16 protein-coding genes and 1 riboswitch are annotated in these 18,770 nt (G+C 48.1%); of the genes, 11 read left to right on the plus strand and 5 right to left on the minus strand.

All coding sequences use genetic code 11. The annotated features are described in order from the left end of the window. Window positions 1–1,048: 1,048 nt before the first annotated feature. The 5 genes from OYT88_RS12545 (at window position 1,049) to thiE (ending at window position 5,299) form a co-directional block, all read left to right on the plus strand. Complete coding sequence (locus tag OYT88_RS12545; RefSeq protein WP_274400462.1) at window positions 1,049–1,840, plus strand: metal ABC transporter ATP-binding protein; 792 nt, start codon at window positions 1,049–1,051, stop codon at window positions 1,838–1,840. 78 nt (window positions 1,841–1,918) lie between these two features. After that, the gene (locus OYT88_RS12550) at window positions 1,919–2,725 is read left to right on the plus strand and encodes a metal ABC transporter permease (protein WP_274400464.1); all 807 of its coding nucleotides are present in this window, start codon (window positions 1,919–1,921) and stop codon (window positions 2,723–2,725) included. A 94-nt stretch (window positions 2,726–2,819) separates the two neighbouring features. Continuing rightward, window positions 2,820–2,918, plus strand: a riboswitch (TPP riboswitch). 177 nt (window positions 2,919–3,095) lie between these two features. Then, on the plus strand, window positions 3,096–3,761 hold the full coding sequence (tenA, locus tag OYT88_RS12555) for a thiaminase II (protein WP_274400466.1): 666 nt from the start codon (window positions 3,096–3,098) through the stop codon (window positions 3,759–3,761). A gap of 28 nt (window positions 3,762–3,789) precedes the next feature. Next, the gene (gene thiM, locus OYT88_RS12560) at window positions 3,790–4,602 is read left to right on the plus strand and encodes a hydroxyethylthiazole kinase (RefSeq protein ID WP_274400467.1); all 813 of its coding nucleotides are present in this window, start codon (window positions 3,790–3,792) and stop codon (window positions 4,600–4,602) included. A 40-nt stretch (window positions 4,603–4,642) separates the two neighbouring features. Continuing rightward, window positions 4,643–5,299, plus strand: a complete 657-nt coding sequence (thiE, locus tag OYT88_RS12565) for a thiamine phosphate synthase (protein ID WP_274400469.1) — start codon at window positions 4,643–4,645, stop codon at window positions 5,297–5,299. An 88-nt stretch (window positions 5,300–5,387) separates the two neighbouring features. Here the strand turns inward: thiE and OYT88_RS12570 are convergent, their stop codons facing one another. After that, window positions 5,388–6,257 carry a CvfB family protein gene (locus tag OYT88_RS12570; protein WP_274400471.1) on the minus strand — a complete coding sequence of 290 codons (870 nt, stop codon included), beginning with the start codon at window positions 6,255–6,257 and terminating at the stop codon, window positions 5,388–5,390. 397 nt (window positions 6,258–6,654) lie between these two features. On the opposite strand from OYT88_RS12570, the gene OYT88_RS12575 reads away from it, so the two are divergent. The 6 genes from OYT88_RS12575 to OYT88_RS12600 all read left to right on the plus strand — a co-directional run bounded on the left by OYT88_RS12575 (window position 6,655) and on the right by OYT88_RS12600 (window position 15,216). Then, window positions 6,655–9,558 carry a 2-oxoglutarate dehydrogenase E1 component gene (locus OYT88_RS12575; protein ID WP_274400472.1) on the plus strand — a complete coding sequence of 968 codons (2,904 nt, stop codon included), beginning with the start codon at window positions 6,655–6,657 and terminating at the stop codon, window positions 9,556–9,558. Window positions 9,559–9,585: 27 nt separating this feature from the next. Continuing rightward, entirely contained in the window at window positions 9,586–10,896 is a 1,311-nt protein-coding gene (gene odhB, locus OYT88_RS12580; protein WP_274400473.1) for a 2-oxoglutarate dehydrogenase complex dihydrolipoyllysine-residue succinyltransferase, read from the plus strand. A gap of 115 nt (window positions 10,897–11,011) precedes the next feature. Then, window positions 11,012–11,734 carry a Crp/Fnr family transcriptional regulator gene (locus tag OYT88_RS12585; RefSeq protein ID WP_274400474.1) on the plus strand — a complete coding sequence of 241 codons (723 nt, stop codon included), beginning with the start codon at window positions 11,012–11,014 and terminating at the stop codon, window positions 11,732–11,734. A gap of 1,454 nt (window positions 11,735–13,188) precedes the next feature. Continuing rightward, window positions 13,189–13,965: an alpha/beta fold hydrolase gene (locus OYT88_RS12590; protein WP_274400475.1), complete on the plus strand. Its 777-nt coding sequence runs from the start codon at window positions 13,189–13,191 to the stop codon at window positions 13,963–13,965. Window positions 13,966–14,772: 807 nt separating this feature from the next. Beyond that, window positions 14,773–14,919, plus strand: a complete 147-nt coding sequence (locus OYT88_RS12595) for a hypothetical protein (protein WP_274400477.1) — start codon at window positions 14,773–14,775, stop codon at window positions 14,917–14,919. Between the two features lie 81 nt (window positions 14,920–15,000). Then, on the plus strand, window positions 15,001–15,216 hold the full coding sequence (locus OYT88_RS12600) for a hypothetical protein (protein WP_274400689.1): 216 nt from the start codon (window positions 15,001–15,003) through the stop codon (window positions 15,214–15,216). Between the two features lie 628 nt (window positions 15,217–15,844). Here OYT88_RS12600 and OYT88_RS12605 read toward each other — a convergent pair. The 4 genes from OYT88_RS12605 to OYT88_RS12620 all read right to left on the minus strand — a co-directional run bounded on the left by OYT88_RS12605 (window position 15,845) and on the right by OYT88_RS12620 (window position 18,716). Continuing rightward, entirely contained in the window at window positions 15,845–16,096 is a 252-nt protein-coding gene (locus tag OYT88_RS12605; protein ID WP_274400478.1) for a hypothetical protein, read from the minus strand. A gap of 220 nt (window positions 16,097–16,316) precedes the next feature. After that, complete coding sequence (locus tag OYT88_RS12610) at window positions 16,317–17,048, minus strand: hypothetical protein (RefSeq protein ID WP_274400479.1); 732 nt, start codon at window positions 17,046–17,048, stop codon at window positions 16,317–16,319. Between the two features lie 682 nt (window positions 17,049–17,730). Continuing rightward, window positions 17,731–17,973, minus strand: a complete 243-nt coding sequence (yvfG, locus tag OYT88_RS12615; RefSeq protein ID WP_443217514.1) for a protein YvfG — start codon at window positions 17,971–17,973, stop codon at window positions 17,731–17,733. 74 nt (window positions 17,974–18,047) lie between these two features. Beyond that, window positions 18,048–18,716, minus strand: a complete 669-nt coding sequence (locus tag OYT88_RS12620) for a B3/B4 domain-containing protein (RefSeq protein ID WP_274400482.1) — start codon at window positions 18,714–18,716, stop codon at window positions 18,048–18,050. Between the last annotated feature and the right edge of the window lie 54 nt (window positions 18,717–18,770).

The raw sequence follows: 18,770 nt of genomic DNA on the forward strand, positions 1-18,770 counted from the left end.
GCAGCATATTTTCATTGAATTATCGTTTCCGTGTAGAAAAGTTGTTTACTCATGCATTTAATCTGAAAATATTTTTCTGCTTAAGAAAGGGACTATAGTGCAGCTGACGGATTGCGCAAACAATCCGATCCGATTGAATTGGAAGCCTGGGCGGTCGCACCGAATCGAGCAACAGTCGCACCGAAACGCCCAAATGTTGCACCGAACCAGGCCTAAGCCGCACCGAATCGTTGAGAAGTTGCACCGAACCTGGGCGGTCGCACCGAATCGAGCAACAGTCGCACCGAAACGCCCAAATGTCGCACCGAACCAGGCCTAAGCCGCACCGAATCGTTGAGAAGTTGCACCGAACCTGGGCGGTCGCACCGAATCGAGCAACAGTCGCACCGAAACGCCCAAATGTCGCACCGAACCAAGCCTAAGTCGCACCGAATCGTTGAAAAGTTGCACCCAAAAAAGCGGTCGCACCGAATCAAGCAACAGTCGCACCGAACCAAGCTTAAGCCGCACCGAATCGTTGAGAAGTCGCACGGACCCGGGCGGTTGCACCGAACCTGGGCGGTCGCACCGAACCAGGCCTAAGATGCACCGAATCACTGAAAACTCGCACCGAATCGGGCCAGGCCGCTCCTAAATTCAAGTTGCACTTGGCTGAGGTCAGCATGAAAAAAATTCTCCATCCGCTATTTTGTTGGCTCCTTATTTCATTCCTATCAATTTAAGGAACGGTTCGCTGCGGCTGTGCAACAGCCTATTCTCAGTAAGCACCTTTTTTGTAAGCAAACTTTATTTGCCTGCGTCAACAGGGTAAGGACTTGACAAAATAATAAACAGCGGGTACACTTTTTAAGTGCCTAAACCGTAATAATTACGATTTAAAGTATTCACTTATTTGCGGCAGAAGTGGAAAGTAGACTCCGGCGTGCAGCTCCGCAATCGTCTGTCTGCCGAAAGATCAAACAGCCGGCCGTCGGGATTATGGTGAAGCCGCCCCACGGAGAGGGTTCAAATGCCGGATAATCGGTGAACTGAAGGAAATTGAGAATCATTGAAACTATTAATCTATAATCTGCGGGGGGTCATCTATGTGCTTCGCGATGTCCGGATCAGCAATCTGCAAGTCAGCTTTAACGGGCAACACGTTCTCAACAATCTGTCCTTTAATGTTTCCGCCGGGGAAATGCTGGCGATAATCGGTCCGAACGGTGCGGGAAAAACGACATTGCTTAAGGCGATTCTCGGGTTGATCGCGCCTCAGGACGGCAGGATTGTTTTGGAGACAGACAGGCGGAAAGCGGTGATCGGCTACGTGCCGCAGTCCAGGACCATTGATGAAGAAACGCCGATCGAAACAAGGGATTTCATCTCACTTGGCCAGTTGTCCGGCATTTTTCCGTGGCTTCTGAAAAAAGAAAGGGAGCACCTGAAGCAGGTCATGATGCTGACAGATACGCAGCGGATCGCCGGAAAAACGGTCGGCAGGCTGTCCGGGGGTGAAAGGCAGCGGGCCTTTCTTGCACAGGCACTTATCCGCGATCCTGATCTTCTGCTGCTTGATGAATCAACGGCCAATCTTGATCCGTACGCGCAGGAAAAGATGATGCAGCTTGTCAGGAAAATCAACCGGGATCAAAAGCTGACCGTCATTTTTATCAGCCATGATCTTCACCTTGTGAAGAAATACGCGGACCGGATCATGATTCTCTCTCCCGAGAGCTACGACATCGTGAGTGCGGATGAACTGCCGGACGCGCAGACGCTGAACTCCGTCTATCGTTTGCCTGCCGGTATTCATCCGTCCGGAGACCGGAAAAAACGGTTGGGAAAGCAGCCTGTATAAACGGAGCCCTCTTTCAGAAAAACAGGGATGGAGAAGACTGTACTATGAAAATTTGTCATGTATTCGGGAGGTCCGACGATGTTTCAGTATGATTTTATGCAGCATGCGTTCATAGCGGGAACTCTGATTGCGATCATGTGCGGAACGATCGGTGTCTTTGTCATTGCGAGGAACCTCTCCTTCATTGCGCACACGTTCTCGCATATTGGTTTTGCCGGCGCCTCTTTTGCTGTATATACAGGTATCGACCCGCTTGCCGGGCTGCTGCTCTTCACGCTGCTCAGTGCATTCGGCATCGGGCAGCTTGGCGTCAGGATCTTTCGGCGCGACGCTTCTGTCAGCGTTGTGCTCAGTTTCTTTCTTGGGATCGGCATTTTGTTCCTGTCGCTTTCAAATGCGCAATCGGGTTTTTTGCAGACCATTTTATTCGGGAGTGTCGTAGGTATCGACATGCGGGATGTATGGCTGATCATCGCTCTGACCGTACTGGTTATTTTTGTGATGGCCGCCGGCTACCGCTGGCTGAAATTTGATTCTTTTGATCAGACAGGCGCGCAGGCAGCCGGACTCCCGATCCGCTGGATTTCAATCGGATTTCTTCTGCTGATGTCCATTGCCGTCAGCGTGACGGTTCAGATCGTCGGCGCCCTGCTCGTTTTTTCACTGATGACGGTCCCCGCCGCAGCCGCCCGTTTTTATACGCAGTCTATTTTCGGCATGATCCTCTTGTCCTCGCTGCTTGCCGTTGCCGGGGTGTGGGTCGGACTGGTGCTCGGTTACTATACGAACGCGCCGGTCAGCTTTTTTATCACAAGCTTTGAATCTGCCGTCTATTTTATCGGTATGGGATTTCAAAGATTCATGGTCCGCAGGGAAGCGGCCTGACCGCCGGAAACAAAATATGTATTATGCTGCCTGCGGGAAGCTAAAATCTTGTCAGGTGAAAACATCTGTGATAGGGTGAAGTTAATTGAATAATGTTGTCCACTGGGGGAGCTTTTTGCTGAGATTGACAATGTCAAGACCCTTTGAACCTGATCCAGGCGATGCTGGCGTAGGAAAGTGGTTTCGATTTGATCTATAAAGAATGCTTGATTTAACTACATAGATCTATCCGCCGCTTTTATCAGAAAGCGGTTTTTTTCTGCGCCCGAAAATCGCCGGGACCGAAACAGCAAAGCCGAGCGGCCCCTTCTCCGGACGATGCCGTTCAATTAAACTCAGGTTTCTTATTTTGAAGTCGGGAGGTTAGAGAGTGGAGATTTCAGAAAGAGCAAGACTGGCCAATCAGTCTTTGTGGGAACAAAGCTTCAACCATCCTTTTGTCCAGGAGATTCGGGATGGATCGCTGGCGCTTGATAAATTCTGCTTTTATGTGAAACAGGATGCGTATTATGTCAGGGAATTTGCCAAGATCCACGGACTGGCGGCAGCGCAGGCAGATGATCCGAAGATTGTGGCGGCGCTTTCCGATATCGCCGTCGGATTGGCGGAAGGGGAGCTGCAGATGCATCGCCGCTTCTTTGCGGATCTGCAAGTCGGCGGCGAGGAGTGGGCGGCTTTTCGTCCCGCACCTGCTGCTTATGCGTATATTGCCCACTTGTACTGTGTGGTCTGCCAGGGCAGGCTTTGCCGCACCATGGCTGCTCTGCTGCCTTGCCCCTGGCTTTATTCCGAGATCGGACAGAGATTGAAAAATGCCGCACCGAAGCGGGAAATTTTTCAAAACTGGATTGCGGAATACAGCTCCGACGCTCTGGAAAAAAATGTGGCGGTTGAAAGAAAAATCTGGGACAAGTTAAGCCGCGGCGCGGATGATCATGAGAAGGAGCGTATGCTTCATATTTTTTATCAGAGCAGTTATTACGAACTGAACTTCTGGGATATGAGCTACGGCATGGACGATTGGAATCGGAAATAACAACAACGATGTACGGAGGGGGATATTCATGATCGAACCTGACTTATTGATTGAAAAAATGAACGCGGTCCGCAGGCAGAATCCGTTATTGCATGTGATCACAAACCGGGTGGCGATCAACGATTCGGCCAACGGCGCGCTGGCTATCGGCGCTTCGCCGATTATGGCCGAAGCTCATGAGGAGGTCGCCGAAATCGCAGCGGGCAGCAATGCACTTGAACTGAACATCGGCAATTTAACACCCTATTCAATAGAAAGTATGATGATCTCCGGGCATGCAGCGAACCGGGCCGGCGTTCCGATTGTCCTTGATCCGGTCGGGGCGGGCGCAACTTCGTTTCGCCTGAGTACGGTCAGGAACTTTTTCGATGAGCTGGACATTGCCATTCTCCGCGGCAATGCCGGTGAAATTGCCGCCATTGCCGGGGAAGACTGGGGAGCGAAGGGCGTCGACGCCGGAGATACGGGCGGCGATATCCTGCCGCTTGCCGTCCGCGTGGCCCGGCGCTATCACACTGTCGTTGCCGTATCCGGAAAGACCGACACGATCACGGACGGGGCAAAGGCCTGTCTCGTTCACAACGGCCATCCGCTCTTTCCCGTTATGACGGGATCAGGCTGTCTGAACGGTGTGATTCAGGCGGGCTATGCCGCAGTTTCAGGCGATTTTCTGGAAGCATCGGTTGCCGGTTCGGCCAATTATGCGATCGCCGGCCAGATTGCCGGTGAAAAAAGCGGGGGGCCGGGAACTTTCCGCCAGCTGCTGATGGATGAGCTGTACACGCTTAGCGAAGAAAAAATTCAAAAATACGCTGACCTGGAGGAGGTCGCGGTTCCATGAAACCAGGATATCGGCCGGCGCAGAGAAAAGGGGTGTCATCATGACGAAAGAACGGGAAGCATTAAGAAGAGCCCTGTCTCTTTACTTCATCATGGGTTCTCAGGACGGGTGCGGAGAGGATCCTTTAAAAACAATCAATCTGGCATTGGAAGCCGGCGTTACCTGCTTTCAGTGGCGTGAAAAGGGACCCCGGTCGTTAAAGGGACAGGAACGGATTGATTTCGCAAAAAATGCACTCAATCTGTGCCGTTCCCATCATGTGCCTTTTTTCGTAGATGACGATGTAGATCTGGCCGTTCGATTGCAAGCGGACGGTGTCCATATTGGGCAGAAAGACGGAAGCGCTCGGGCCGTCCGCCGGGAAATCGGCGGCAAAATGTGGCTGGGCGTTTCCGCACATTCGTTTGAAGAGGCAGAACGTGCACGTGAGCAAGGTGCGGACTACATCGGCGTCGGTCCATACCAACCCACACAGTCGAAGCCGGACGCTGAATCGCCGATCGGCACCGCGCTGATCCGGCGGCTCGGCGCTGCTCGTTATCCGCTGCCGATTGTCGCGATCGGCGGCATTACTCCGGCCGATGTACCCGCGATCCTATCGGCGGGCGCCGACGGAGTTGCCGTCATTTCTGCCATTTCGAGAAGCCCGGATCCGCAAAGTATCGTCCGGCAATTTTTGAACTGTCTCAATCGATAGCCTCAACGTCCGGGTCCGGTCCTGTTCGTATCTTCCGAACAGGCCTTTTTTTGTCCGCCCTCTTTCAGCCTGGCACAGGCGCAGCGATTCATTCCTTTTCAGCTCCCCGGATGTAGCTCCAGCCTTCTTTCTGGTAGATCTTATTTTCCTTCATCAATTTACCGAGCGCTTTTTTAAAGTCGCCCTTGCTGATTGAAAACTTGCTGCGGATATCTTCGGGCAGGCTTTTGTCCGAATAGGGCATGGCGCCCCCCCGGCCGTCCATGTACCGGAGAATCGCCGCGGCATGCTGGTCGATCGATTCATAGCTTCTCTGGCGCATCGAGAGATTGATTGTCCCGTCTTCCTTGACATCGATCACCCGGCAATGGACGTTTTGTCCGAGACGTAGCCTGCCTTCTGTCTCGTTTTTATGAATAAAACCAAGGTAGCCTTTATCCGTGATCACGCGGGCTCCTTCAAGCAGAAGCCGGTATACGTCGGCATCGAGTTCCTGATTAAAAAGATCCTCGGGAGCAGCAACGGACAGCATGTGCATGATCGGATCATCGGCAAGTTTGGCAAACAGCCGGTCCTTTTTATCGAGCTTCAGGCTGCAGTACACATGATCGCCTGCGGCGGGCCAGTCCTGCCATTCGTCCGGCAGGTCGTCTTTTGACAGAAGAATATCCTTGTTGATGCCGATGTCGACGAACACACCGTATTTCTTGTGCATGCCGGAAACCGCTGCCCAGTTGTAAACGCCCAGCCGGATATCCGGAATATGCATTGTCGCAGCCAGTCTCCCCTGATGATCCTGGTAGAGAAAAACTTGTTGCGGCACGTGCTCGTCAAACGGCTGAACTATATCGTTTTCGTGAAGCAGTACTTGGAGAGCGCCGTCGGTCAGAAAATAACCGAACGGCGATTTGTGGGCAATCTCGAGAGTGACGACCGTCCCTGCTTTCAGTGCTTCCAAAATCCCGACCCTCTTTCTTCAAAACATGTACCGTATTCTGTCCGTTTTCACACGCGGACAGCCGGGGCATTCAACTATCTATTATAACATGACAGGCCGTTTCAAAAAAAGAAAGCATCAAGGCGGCTGTCCCATTCAGGTTATTTTTACCCACATAGGATAAAATATGTCAAGACTCCGAACTGAGAAAATGCATAGAAACGATTACAAAAAATCATCATTTCACTATATCGTAACAATTTAAACTTCAAATTCAATGTGCTAAAATGAGTTTGCAAGAAAAGAACAAGTATTTTTTAGAGGGAACAGCAGACGCTTTGGGATGAGGATCGGTTGTTTTTTTAAAATCTCAGAATTAAGAATTATTTGGAATCATCATAATGAGGAGCGATGCAAAGTGTCCGTTAATGAAACGTTAGCCAAGACAAACCCGTGGCAGAGTTTTTCCGGTCTCAATCTGGGTTATGTCGATGAACAGTATGATAAATTTCTCGAAGATCCCGATACGGTCGATCCTACACTGCGCGATCTGTTCGATAAATGGGGAAGACCGAAGAGCATCGCTGAGAACCCGTTTAAAGTTCATCCCAACCCTGAATACGGTGCGGCTGAAAACAGCTTTGATCTAGATCAGGCGGTGGGGGCCGTCCGGCTTGCCGAACGGATCCGGACTTACGGCCACTTGCTGGCCCATGTCAATCCGCTCGGTGAACATCATATTGTCGAAACGCACCTGATGGACCTGGCCGCGTTTAATTTATCGCCAAAAAAATTGAAAGCGATTCCCTCTCGCGTTGTCTGGGCCGAGGCACCCGATGAAGTCCGCAATGCACTGGACGTCGTCAATTATCTGCGTGATCTTTATTCCCGTTCGCTTGCCTACGAGTTCAGCCACGTTCAGGATTTAAAGGAAAAAAAGTGGCTGAATGAAGCCATTGAAAGAAAACGCTTTCAATCGAAAATGAGCGATATCGAAAAGAGAATTTTACTGAAGCAATTAGGCAAGGTTGAAACATTTGAACATTTTCTCCATAAAACATTCGTCGGGCAGAAGCGGTTCTCGATTGAAGGGCTGGATGTGCTCGTACCGATGCTTGACAAACTGATCCAGTGCGGCGTCGCCGACGGAACGAAGCAGATTATGATTAGTATGGCGCACCGCGGACGCCTGAGTGTGCTGGCTCACATTCTCGGCAAACCTTATGAAAAAATTATGGCGGAATTTGTCCATGCGCCGATCAAAAGTATGGTTCCTTCGGAAGGATCAAAAGGGATCAACTACGGCTGGACCGGCGACGTGAAATACCACCTGGGTGCGGCCCGGTCGATTGAGGAAGGAAACAAAAAGTACCTGCTTCAGTATACGGGAGATGGAAATGCGGCCCAGGGTCCGTTTCAGGTGAAGGTCACCCTGGCAAACAATCCGAGCCATCTGGAGGTTGTCGATCCGGTAATCGAAGGCTATGCACGCGCCGCACAGGATAATCGCGAGAAAGAGGGGTATCCGGATCAGGATACCGAGAAGGCATTTACGATTATGATCCATGGCGATGCCGCATTCCCGGGCGAAGGCGTCGTTGCGGAGACGTTCAATCTGAGCCGGCTGAAAGGTTTTAACACCGGCGGGACAATCCACATTATTGCCAATAACCAGCTCGGATTCACGACGGATCAGGAGGACGGGCGGTCGACGGCCTATGCCAGCGATCTGGCCAAAGGATTTGAAGTACCGATCGTGCACGTCAATGCCGATGATCCGGAAGCCTGCCTGAGCGCGATCCGTCTGGCCTATCAGTACCGCAAGACATTCCGGAAAGATTTTCTGATCGATCTGTGCGGCTACAGACGCTATGGGCACAATGAATCCGATGATCCCGAAGCAACGCAGCCTCTCCTTTACCATGCGATCCACAATCATCCGACCGTATGCAGCCTTTACGAAAAAAGACTGGAAGACGAAAACGTCGTCAATGGGGAAGAACTGAAAAAGTACAGAAAACATCTCGTGGACAAACTGCAGCTCATTTACAACAAATCACGTGAAGAACAGAAAAAGGGATTGAAGGAAACGCCTTTTCCGAAAAAACTGGCGGAGCCGCTCGACCATATCCAGACAAAAGTGCCGATTGACGAATTGAAGGATCTGAACAGGCAGCTGCTTGACTGGCCGGAAGAACTGCACGTTTATCCGAAACTTGCCAGAATCCTGAAGCGCCGTGAAACGGCTCTCAACGGCGGGCGGAAAATTGACTGGGGACTCGGTGAATCGCTCGCTTTCGCCTCGATCCTCAAGGACGGAACACCGATCCGGTTTACGGGCCAGGATGTTGAACGCGGCACGTTCGCCCACCGCCATGCCGTGCTTCACGATGTCGATTCAGGCATTTCCTATTCGCCTTACCATTATCTTAATGGCGTCCGCACCTCGTTTGATATTCGTAACAGTCCGCTGTCGGAAACGGCCGTTATCGGTTTCGAATACGGCTACAATGTGTTCGCTCCCGAGACTCTGGACATCTGGGAGGCGCAGTTCGGAGATTTTGCCAATGTCGGGCAGGTAATGTTCGACCAGTTTGTCACTGCCGGAAGAGCGAAATGGGGCCAGAAATCCGGGCTGGTCATCCTGCTGCCTCACGGCTATGAGGGAATGGGGCCGGAACACTCCAGCGGACGTCTGGAAAGATTCCTGCAGCTGTCGGCGGAGAATAACTGGGTCGTTGCCAACTTAACGACGCCCGCCCAGTACTTTCACATTCTGCGCCGGCAGGCTTCGATTCTGAACAGCGACGTGGTCCGTCCGCTCGTGATCATGACGCCGAAAAGCCTCCTCCGCCATCCGAAAGCCACTTCTTCTCCGGAAGATCTGTCTGAAGGCCACTTCCGCAGCATCGTTGAAGAGCCGCTGACAGGCGGCGATCCTGCAAAAGTGCGGCGGCTGGCGCTTTGCAGCGGAAAGGTCGCGGTCGATCTTGAGGTTGAGATCGCAGCCGGCTCGGCCAACCTTGAATGGCTCCACATTTTGCGCGTAGAAGAGCTTTATCCGTTTCCCGGGGAAACATTGAAGAAGTTTTTCGGCAAATATCCTGGACTGAGAGAAATTGTCTGGCTCCAGGAAGAACCGAAGAATATGGGCGCCTGGAGTTATATTGAACCGCGGCTGCGCAGCATTTTACCGGCAGGAATTGATTTAAGCTATATCGGCCGCCCGCAACGTTCCAGCACGGCGACCGGCGAACCCGAATTTCATAAACAGGAACAGCGACGCATCATCTCAGAAACTTTGCAAAAAACATTAAATTAACATTGTGCTCATTTGGAGGGGATCAGATTGATCGAAGTTAAAGTACCGGAACTTGCCGAGTCCATTACGGAAGGAACGATCGTGAGGTGGCTGGTCAATGTCGGCAGCAAAGTCAACCAGGGGGACGACATCGCTGAGATTGAAACCGACAAAGTCAACATACAGATCAGCGCGGAACACTCCGGAGTCCTGAAAAAAATTGAGAAGGACGTGGACGATACGGTTGAAGTCGGTGAGGTCATTGCACTGCTTGATGAAAATGAAAGTTCCGGAACGGGGAAACCGGCAGGCCAGGCTTCGGGAGCGAAGAGCGAAGAGAAGCCGGCTCCGGAAGAGAAACCGGCTCCGGAAGAGAAACCGACTCTGACAGAAACGCCGGCTCCTGCAGAAACACCTGCCCCGGCCAAGGAAGAGCAGCAGCCTGCCCGGAAGAGCGGCGCCGATCTGCGTCCGGCTTCTCCGGCTGCGCGGAAACTGGCCAGGGAGAAAGGAATCGATCTGAACACCGTTCCGACCAGTGATCCGCTCGGACGTGTCAGACTCGATGACGTCGCACGGCAGAGCGCTTCCGAAAATAAGGTCCGGCAGCCTGCCGAACAATCACTATCCCCGGCCGGAGATCCGACGAAACCGGTTGACCGTGTGAAAATGTCGCGCAGAAGGCAGACCATTGCTTCCCGGCTTGTCTCTGTCCAGCACGAGGCGGCCATGCTGACTACTTTCAACGAAGTGGATCTGACGGCTATTATGAAAATCAGAAAGCGCCGCAAGGAAGTTTTTATCAAAGAACATGACGTAAAACTTGGCTTCATGTCCTTCTTTACAAAAGCCGTGGTCGGCGCATTGAAAAGTTTCCCGCTCCTGAACGCGGAAATCGACGGAACGGACATACTCGTCAAAAAATATTACGATATAGGCATTGCCGTTGCAACGGATCAGGGGCTTGTCGTCCCGGTTGTCCGCGAGGCGGACCGCCTGACATTTGCCGAAATCGAACGCTCGATCAAGGATCTGGCGACCAGAGCCAGAACGAACCGCCTGACACTGGGCGATCTTCAGGGAGGGACGTTCACGATTACGAACGGCGGAACATTCGGTTCTCTGATGTCCACTCCGATTATCAATGCTCCGCAGGTCGGCATCCTCGGCATGCACGGAATCAAAAAACGCCCCGTGGCTGTCGCAACGCCGGAAGGAGATAAAATTGAAATTCGGCCGATGATGTATATCGCACTTTCCTATGATCACCGGATCGTCGACGGAAGTGAAGCAGTGCAATTCCTTGTTAAGGTCAAAACTTTGCTGGAAGATCCCGAAACATTGCTGCTTGAGGGATAAGTTTGCCGAATTAGCAAATTTGTATGATTTTTGTCACACAAGCAGTTAAATTAATGGAATTTATCTTGTATAATGAAGACAAGAAAATTCATTGATTGGCAAGGGTGTGATCCGTATGGAAAGTGCGGCATTTGCCTTACAGGAACAGATGAGCAATACGGCCATGTTTTCGGAACAGAGTCTGGAAGCGTTGAAAAACGTAATGGTCGAGACCGAATTCAAAAAGGGCATGAGCATTTACTGGGAAGGGGATCCTTCCGACAAGCTCTATTATGTCATTAAAGGCCGCGTGAAGGTTTTTAAATCTGCATACGATGGAAAAGATCTCGTCCTGCACTATTTTACTCCGGATGATTTGTTCGGAGAACTCGGCTGTTTCGGATACGACGAATATTCGTTTACCGCTAACTGTGTCACAGACTGTACAATCGGTGTGATTGCCGAGAAAGAAGTCGAGGCGCTGCTGACAGGAAATATCGGCCTCTCCTTTGAGTTCATGAAATGGATCGGGCTGATGAACCAATATACGGAGATCAAGATGCGCGACCTGCTTTTTTACGGGAAAAACGGGGCACTGGCCTCTACACTGATTCGAATGGCTCATGGGTTCGGGAAAAAGGAGGCAGATGGCATTCACTACACCATCGGCCTGACGAACTCCGACCTGGCTCAATTGATCGGTTCCACCCGGGAAACCGTCAACCGTATGCTTCAGTCATGGAAAAATGACGGGGCTATCGGCTATTATCACGGATCAATTGTGATCAAGGATGTAAATTACATTAAAGCGATCTGTCATTGTGAAGATCGCTGTCCAATGAACATTTGCCGCCTGTGATCCATGAAAAATTTTAATGAAGCGGCTCTCGTCCGGGAGCCGCTCTTTTTTTGTGCAGACTGATAAATACAAAAAAGTTGTTTACACGAAGCAGCACAGGCAGCATGCTTCTGTTGAATCTGCCATGTAAAAAATAGCCGTTGACTCGCCGTTCCGGTCGTTCCGTGATTCAGTCTGACGTTTCATGACAAAAAATGTCCTTTCCCGCTCTGTGATAAACTGTTAGAAAAAGTGCAATTGACGGATACTGTGCAGCAGTCCGATCAGATTTAGAATAGCTGAAACCAAGCCAGAGAAGATTGCGCTGAAACATAGTTGAGCCGAACCTGATCAGTCGCACCGAATGCGGCCTAAGTTGCACCAAACCAGAGCGGTCGCACCGAATCGAGTTTAAGTCGCACCAAAATGCCAAAATGTCGCACCGAAACGTTAGGAAGTTGCACCAAATCTGAGCGGTGGCACCGAATCGAGTTTAAGTCGCACCGAAATGTCAAAATGTCGCACCCAATCGTCAGGAAGTCGCACCAAACCAGAGCGGTCGCACCGAATCGAGTTTAAGTCGCACCGAAATGCCCAAATGTCGCACCCAATCGTCAGGAAGTTGCACCAAACCAGAGCGGTCGCACCGAATCAAGTTTAAGTCGCACCGAAATGCCCAAATGTCGCACCCAATCGTCAGGAAGTCGCACCAAACCAGAGCGGTCGCACCGAATCAAGTCTAAGCCGCACCGAACCGCCAAAATGTCGCACCCAATCAAGTTTAAGTCGCACCGAAATGCCCAAATGTCGCACCGAAACGTTAGGAAGTTGCACCAAACCAGAGCGGTCGCACCGAATCAAGTCAAAGTCGCACTGAAATGCCCAAATGTCGCACCGAAATGTTAGGAAGTCGCACCAAACCAGAGCGGTCGCACCGAATCAGGTTTAAGTCGCACCGAATCGAGTTTAAGTCGCACCAAATCTGAGCGGTCGCACCGAATCAGGTTTAAGTCGCACCGAAATGCCCAAATGTCGCACCGAAACGTTAGGAAGTTGCACCAAACCAGAGCGGTCGCACCGAATCAGGTCAAAGTCGCACCGAACCGCCAAAATGTCGCGCCGAAAATTCAAGTTGAATCCGGGCGAGCCAACAAAAGTCCATTCCCAATTTTTTTCAGCTTTTTACTTCATTCCTATCGATATTTTATGCACCGTCCGACGTTCTTGAACAACCTTACCTGTCCTCTCCGTTAGCCTGAGGGATTCCGGTTCTATTAACGGCAGCGAAAATATTGCGCGAGGAACTGCACAAATTACTTGAGTTCTCATATTCCGGGTTAATAAAAAGGTTTCAGTTTTTCTCATGCTGAGAATTTCGAAAAACATATGTTATAGTACGGTACACATGTTTTTTTACTATTCATCCTGTTATAATTACCGTAATTATTATATTGAAATCATTAGGATGTGGTCTTTTGAACGAATATTTTGTCCGGAGAGCGAATGCTATCCTTCGCTATCATGATATTCCGGGAAAAGATGTACCGATTTTATTTATTCATGGGCTTGGATGTGCCGGCTCGTTTGATTATCCGCAGGTGGCCGCACAGGAAGCATTGGAAAGGCATCGCTGCTTGCTGGTCGATCTTTTGGGTGCCGGATTCAGTGATAGACCGGAGAATTTTAGCTATTCAGTCGATGCGCACGCGGAATACCTGCGCGATTTTATTGATGCGATGGGGCTCAAATCATTTATCCTGTTCGGTCATAGTTTAGGCGGGGCTGTGGCCCTTTCTTTAGCTGCCAAGTGCCGGGAAAGGATTAGAACGATCATTTTAAGTGAATCGAATTTGGATAAAAGCAGTGCAGGCTCGACAAGCAAGTATATCGCAGATTTTAATATGAACGAATTTCTGCGGGACGGCTTTAACAAGCTGATCCGGGAAAGCAGAACAAATGGAAACACGATGTGGGCAGCGTCACTGTCCTTGTGGTCGCCAAAGGCCGCATATCTTATATCGAAATCAGCTGCAGACGGAGCCAGTCCATCGTGGAGAGATATATTATACTCGCTTGAATGCCCCAGAACCTTTATCTTCGGAGAATATTCGCTGCCTGATGCAGATTCGGAGGTACTGGCGGCGCGCGGAGTCAATATAGAAATTGTTAAGCAGGCAGGCCACTCCATGGCATGGGAGAATCCGCAGGGATTGGCTGAAGCAATTGAAAGGGGTATTAAGTCAAATTTGTAGAGTTTCAGCAGTTATGCGGCCGTTGCAGCTTATCGTTCTTATTCAAATCTTTCTTAGCCTGAGGGGGAAGATGGCTCTAACGAGTTTTAGGCCATCGGTGCGGGGAAAAGCATAAAGAGAATTCTTCAAAGAATACTAAAAAAGTGTTATAAGAATAAAAATTTTGGCACTCAACATTGGGCTAAACTTGAAAATAGGAACGAAGGAGGGGATATCTCTTATGAATAAACAGAAAAACAGCACATTGCGTGAAAATAAAGAACGTCCAAGATCCGGGATGACTCTTCATTTAATTTTGTGGGCTACGATTATTGCGGGAATTATTGAAGTAGTTACTCATCTGCTAGTCTGGTTATGGATCTTTTTTCTCTTGGTCTTAATTTTTTGGTTGACTTTTATTATACCTAAGATTAGATATCACAGAAATAAAAAGAAGAGGGAGAAGGGCCATTAAAAAAAGAGTAATATGATTATTAATGCAGCAATACCGCCGAGTGCTGCAGCAAGAAGCGATCTTAATAAGGGCAATCTAAAATTTTTTTCCTTTTTGCATGATAACCCAATCCAACCATCACACTTAACAGTACGAACGGAATGGCCTGTAAGAAATGAGGAATGGAGGCGTAAAAACGTTGTAAAATGCCTGCAAGGAGCGCGAGAAAGAATACAATAAAGAATAAGGAACCATAAATTTTAGTCAAGTCGTCACTTCCCAAATGTTATTCAGGATTTGTCAGTTCATTTAAAAAACTTGTTGTATCAACGGTTGATACCTTTTTTGATAATATGTGCTTAGAAAATCACAAATTGGCAAGAAAACATGCACTTTTTCTGACCTGTGCGACTCTGAACATGTATTTTAATAATGTTCAAGTGGTCGTTGGCTATTTTTCGTTACTTTTTGCCACTGGATTTGAACCATCGCTGGGTGTACTGAACAAACAGATACTATAAAATGGACTGAACTCGAAATAGTCGGTCCTGTTCTGGAAAACGGACGTCCGGTTTTAATGCTCGTATTGCAGTGGCAGTCTTTTGATCAAACAAATTTTGACGGCCAATGCCGCTCAAAACAAGGACGATCGAACCTTGGGCAAGCTATTTTATCTGATGGTCGATGAACTCGCTGATATGAGTTTTATCGAAGCGGTCCAACAGCTTATTAGCTTATTTCAAGAAGCATCCGAGGACGACCCGTTCTGTCTGAAAAAGCCATCGATAAGATTGTCAAAAGACTTCCTGAAAAATTGATTGTCAGCTATCGTAAATAGCTGACAAATGCAGCGCCCTGAGCCAAACTATTCGGGAAAAATCCAAAACCAGCAAGGGATTAGAATACTTGTGCATCTTTTAAGTTTATCACTTGATTTAAAATCGCCTCCGAAAGCGCGTTCATGCCTGAATTTTTTGCGCCGCCAAAAAATAATTGATGCAGAAGTTTGTTCATCTAGAGTAATTGGGAATTGAGCCATCCTTGAGTCTCTGCTTTAGAATTTGGTTTTAGTCCGCTTTATTATAACTGAGATCATAGACTCCGACACAGAACCCTCGCTCATTTTTTTATATTCAGATAGTCTTCTTTTGGATGGAGCTGTTGTGTTAGTCACAATTTTCGTAAGTATTTTTACATAACAGTGACACAGTCCAATTTATAGGAACTAAGGAGAATACTAAAATATGAACAAAAAAAACTATTAACTTATATATTCAGTGTATTTATAATTACTGGATTCATTCCCGCTTTGATTGAAGCCTGCTTTCACATTGTCAAATTAACATCATTTGCACTGGTATTTGTACCTTATGGGATGCTTTTTATCATTGCTGTTTTAATCGTAAATTATGGATATAGCCACAAAGGAAGATAAAGACAGCCCACTCATTTAATAAAAACTTCTGTGATTGCAGCAGCAATTCCACCTAGTAGAGCAACTAAAAGTGATTTAAAAACGGAGGGCCTTAACTTTCGTTTTTTAAGTAGAACAATATCAAAAATAAAAAAAATGATTGTACCAATATAGGGAACAGCCTGCAGAAAATGAGGAATATTGTTATAATTTGCTTGAAATACACCTGCCGAAATAACTACACAAAAAATCCAAAAAAAACAAAAAATATAATATCCAATCATCGCCTGTGCACTTCCTTGCTGTGCTGCTCTCTTTGTCCCCTATTTCTAATGTGTTTGTCCATATATGAATTAATTAAATTTTGTGGTCTGATTTTTATATGAGGTTCCAATATATATAAACTGTAAATAGGTATCTTTATTTAATTTGCAAATATGTATATCCATGATAGTCCCTTGAGTGATGTAATTCAATCATAGAGAACTATCATGAATCAAATTTTTACGCTGCTGATAAAGCTGCTGCTGCAACAACAATAAAAAGAACAGTTATAACTGCTGCAATAGCCTTACCTGCATTTTCTCCTGTTCCAAGGGTAGCTGCATCATCCGCAACAGTTCCGTATACATTTTGTATTGAGCCTAATATTTGATAAGCAATCGCAGACGGCACATTAATTTCTTGTATATTTTGGTTCAACGCATAAATTTCTTCGGTATTTGGTAATGCAACATTGGGAAAACTGATACTATTACGGTACTTAAAGGTCAGTTTAACCTCTGCTTCCGTGTTATATGAAGTTGTTACCGGGATATTTTCCCATATAGCTGAGGGTGAAACGGTGAGAACCCCTTCAGGAGAATCTGGCTGTTCAATCTCGACTTGAATACTGCCAGTTTTTACAGAGGCAGCGAGTGAAGAGATCATTTGCTTCGGATTAGTCATATCTACATTAGCAGTTGCTCCCAATGAAGTGAGTCCGCCCAGCACATCAAATTCTGTTGCTAATGTTTCTCCATTTTCAACAGTTATTGTAACGGCGTTTGATCCTTTAGTCTTGATCGTGCCGGAAACATTAAAATCCACTTCCAAGAAGGGGGTATCGGCAACGACAAATTTTTGTTCTAGCGTCAGTGCTGTCGTGGAAAAGTATTGTTCCAAATTTGTAATCTTTTGGATGAATGATTGAGCGGCGTTTAACTGGGCATTTTCTATGTCACTAGCTGAAGGCATGTCTTGGCTTCGTCTTCAAGGGAATATTTTATTAATTATTGTCAATATATCACTATTATACAGGAAACACAAACATACATTCCTGTATGTGGGTGAGCCATATGAATAGTCCCTTAAGTATAAAAAATACACTTTGAACAATTGTTTAAGATAGGCAGCGCTTTACTTCGTGTTTCGGAGGTTGCTTTTGACTGCCCACATAGGAGTAAATCAGGGCGGCAACAGTGTGACAGTGACTTTTGACTTTACGAAGGCTCAGAATCAAACTGGATTGTACAATCGGGAAACTGCGGGGCAGTCAGAAGATATATCCGAGTTCGAAAAAAATCTATCATATGACGTCGGACCCCACTATAAGAAAACAAAAGCGAAGGCCTGCTTCAAAATACCGATTCCGGCCGACAAAACGGCTCTACAAAAAAAGCGTGAACCAATTTAGAAACACCGAGGCTCCAATCACCAGGTCGAATTGAGAAAATCGATTAATTAAAGTAAAAGACGAAAAAGAGGCTGTCCCTATCGTGATTTTTCGACTCTGGGGCAGCCCCGTCACATTTTCGGCAATCCATGCGCCGTTTTCAGCTCGGAAAGCTTTTAAGACGGCTTTGCGTCGCATCGGTGCACGGTTTCGGTCCGTAAGGCAGAAACCGTCTGTCTTCTGCTTTTTGCACTTCGGCGATTTTTACTGCTGCTGTTGGACAATTTCGGTTTTAACGGCTTTATACGCAGATTCGAGATTGCGGATGCGGCGGATCAGTTCAAAATTTTTATTGATCCGGTCCTGGATGATTGCCGAAACAACCGTGTGGTAATAGCTGTTCATTGCCTGAACGGGTGTGAATGCGTCGCTGTTTTTTTCAATCTGAAGGCGCAGTGCTTGTTTAAAATAATCGATACTGAAAAGATCTGAGTTCAATAGATTCACTCCTTGCCAGAAATTAGTATATGTGAAGACCGGGCGGGAACCTCTGTTCCGGCTTCGAATGATTAAATCATATTCTATTCAATGATCTTCCATTCGTTTTCTCCCCCGTGAATTTGTGTGAACATCGCGGCTATTTTTCTGATCATTCTGCGGCTCTCTTCGGCCGTCATCGAAGGCCGGATATAAACGATCTGCAGCGCACCGGTTGTCTTTTCCGTGATACAGGTCCGCCGCGAGTCGACGATCGGGCTTCCGAACGCGCCTTCGCGGTCGGCGGAAACAATTTTGTTTTCCATATTCATTGTTCTGCCGTTCAGAGCTTCATAGCGGTCTTCAGCAGTGCCGATCGTGATCCGGATCGGTTCTTCCAAACGGTCAAGGTCGTAGATCCCCAGTGGAATGCTGTACTGGACACTGAAAAAATTGTTGAGATCGACAGCCGAGTGAATCGTGTGCAGACGTCCTTCTTTTCGGATACGGCGAAGCAGCGCTTCCTGCGAAGGCCGGTATCTGGAAGGATCGGTGCCTGTCCTTTTAAAGATCCGATGCCATTCCTCGACCCCTTCAATAGTGCTGATCGGGTGGCTTTCCAGAGAAAGGCGTATGTTTTCATAAAAAAGCGGGAGCCGTTCGGAAATAATTTGCGGCAGGTCGGCAATCACGATATGATGATAACTAATGATACCGGCTTTGAAATCGGGAATAAGATTTTTAAGCTTTGCGGAAACAGAGATATCGACCATGACACGCCTCCTGAATATCATTCTTTTTTCAGTTTACCACAATTCCGGCGGGTC

Origin of the sequence: Sporolactobacillus sp. CQH2019 (assembly GCF_028765345.1) — a bacterium.
Classification (GTDB): Bacteria; Bacillota; Bacilli; order Bacillales; family Sporolactobacillaceae; genus Sporolactobacillus.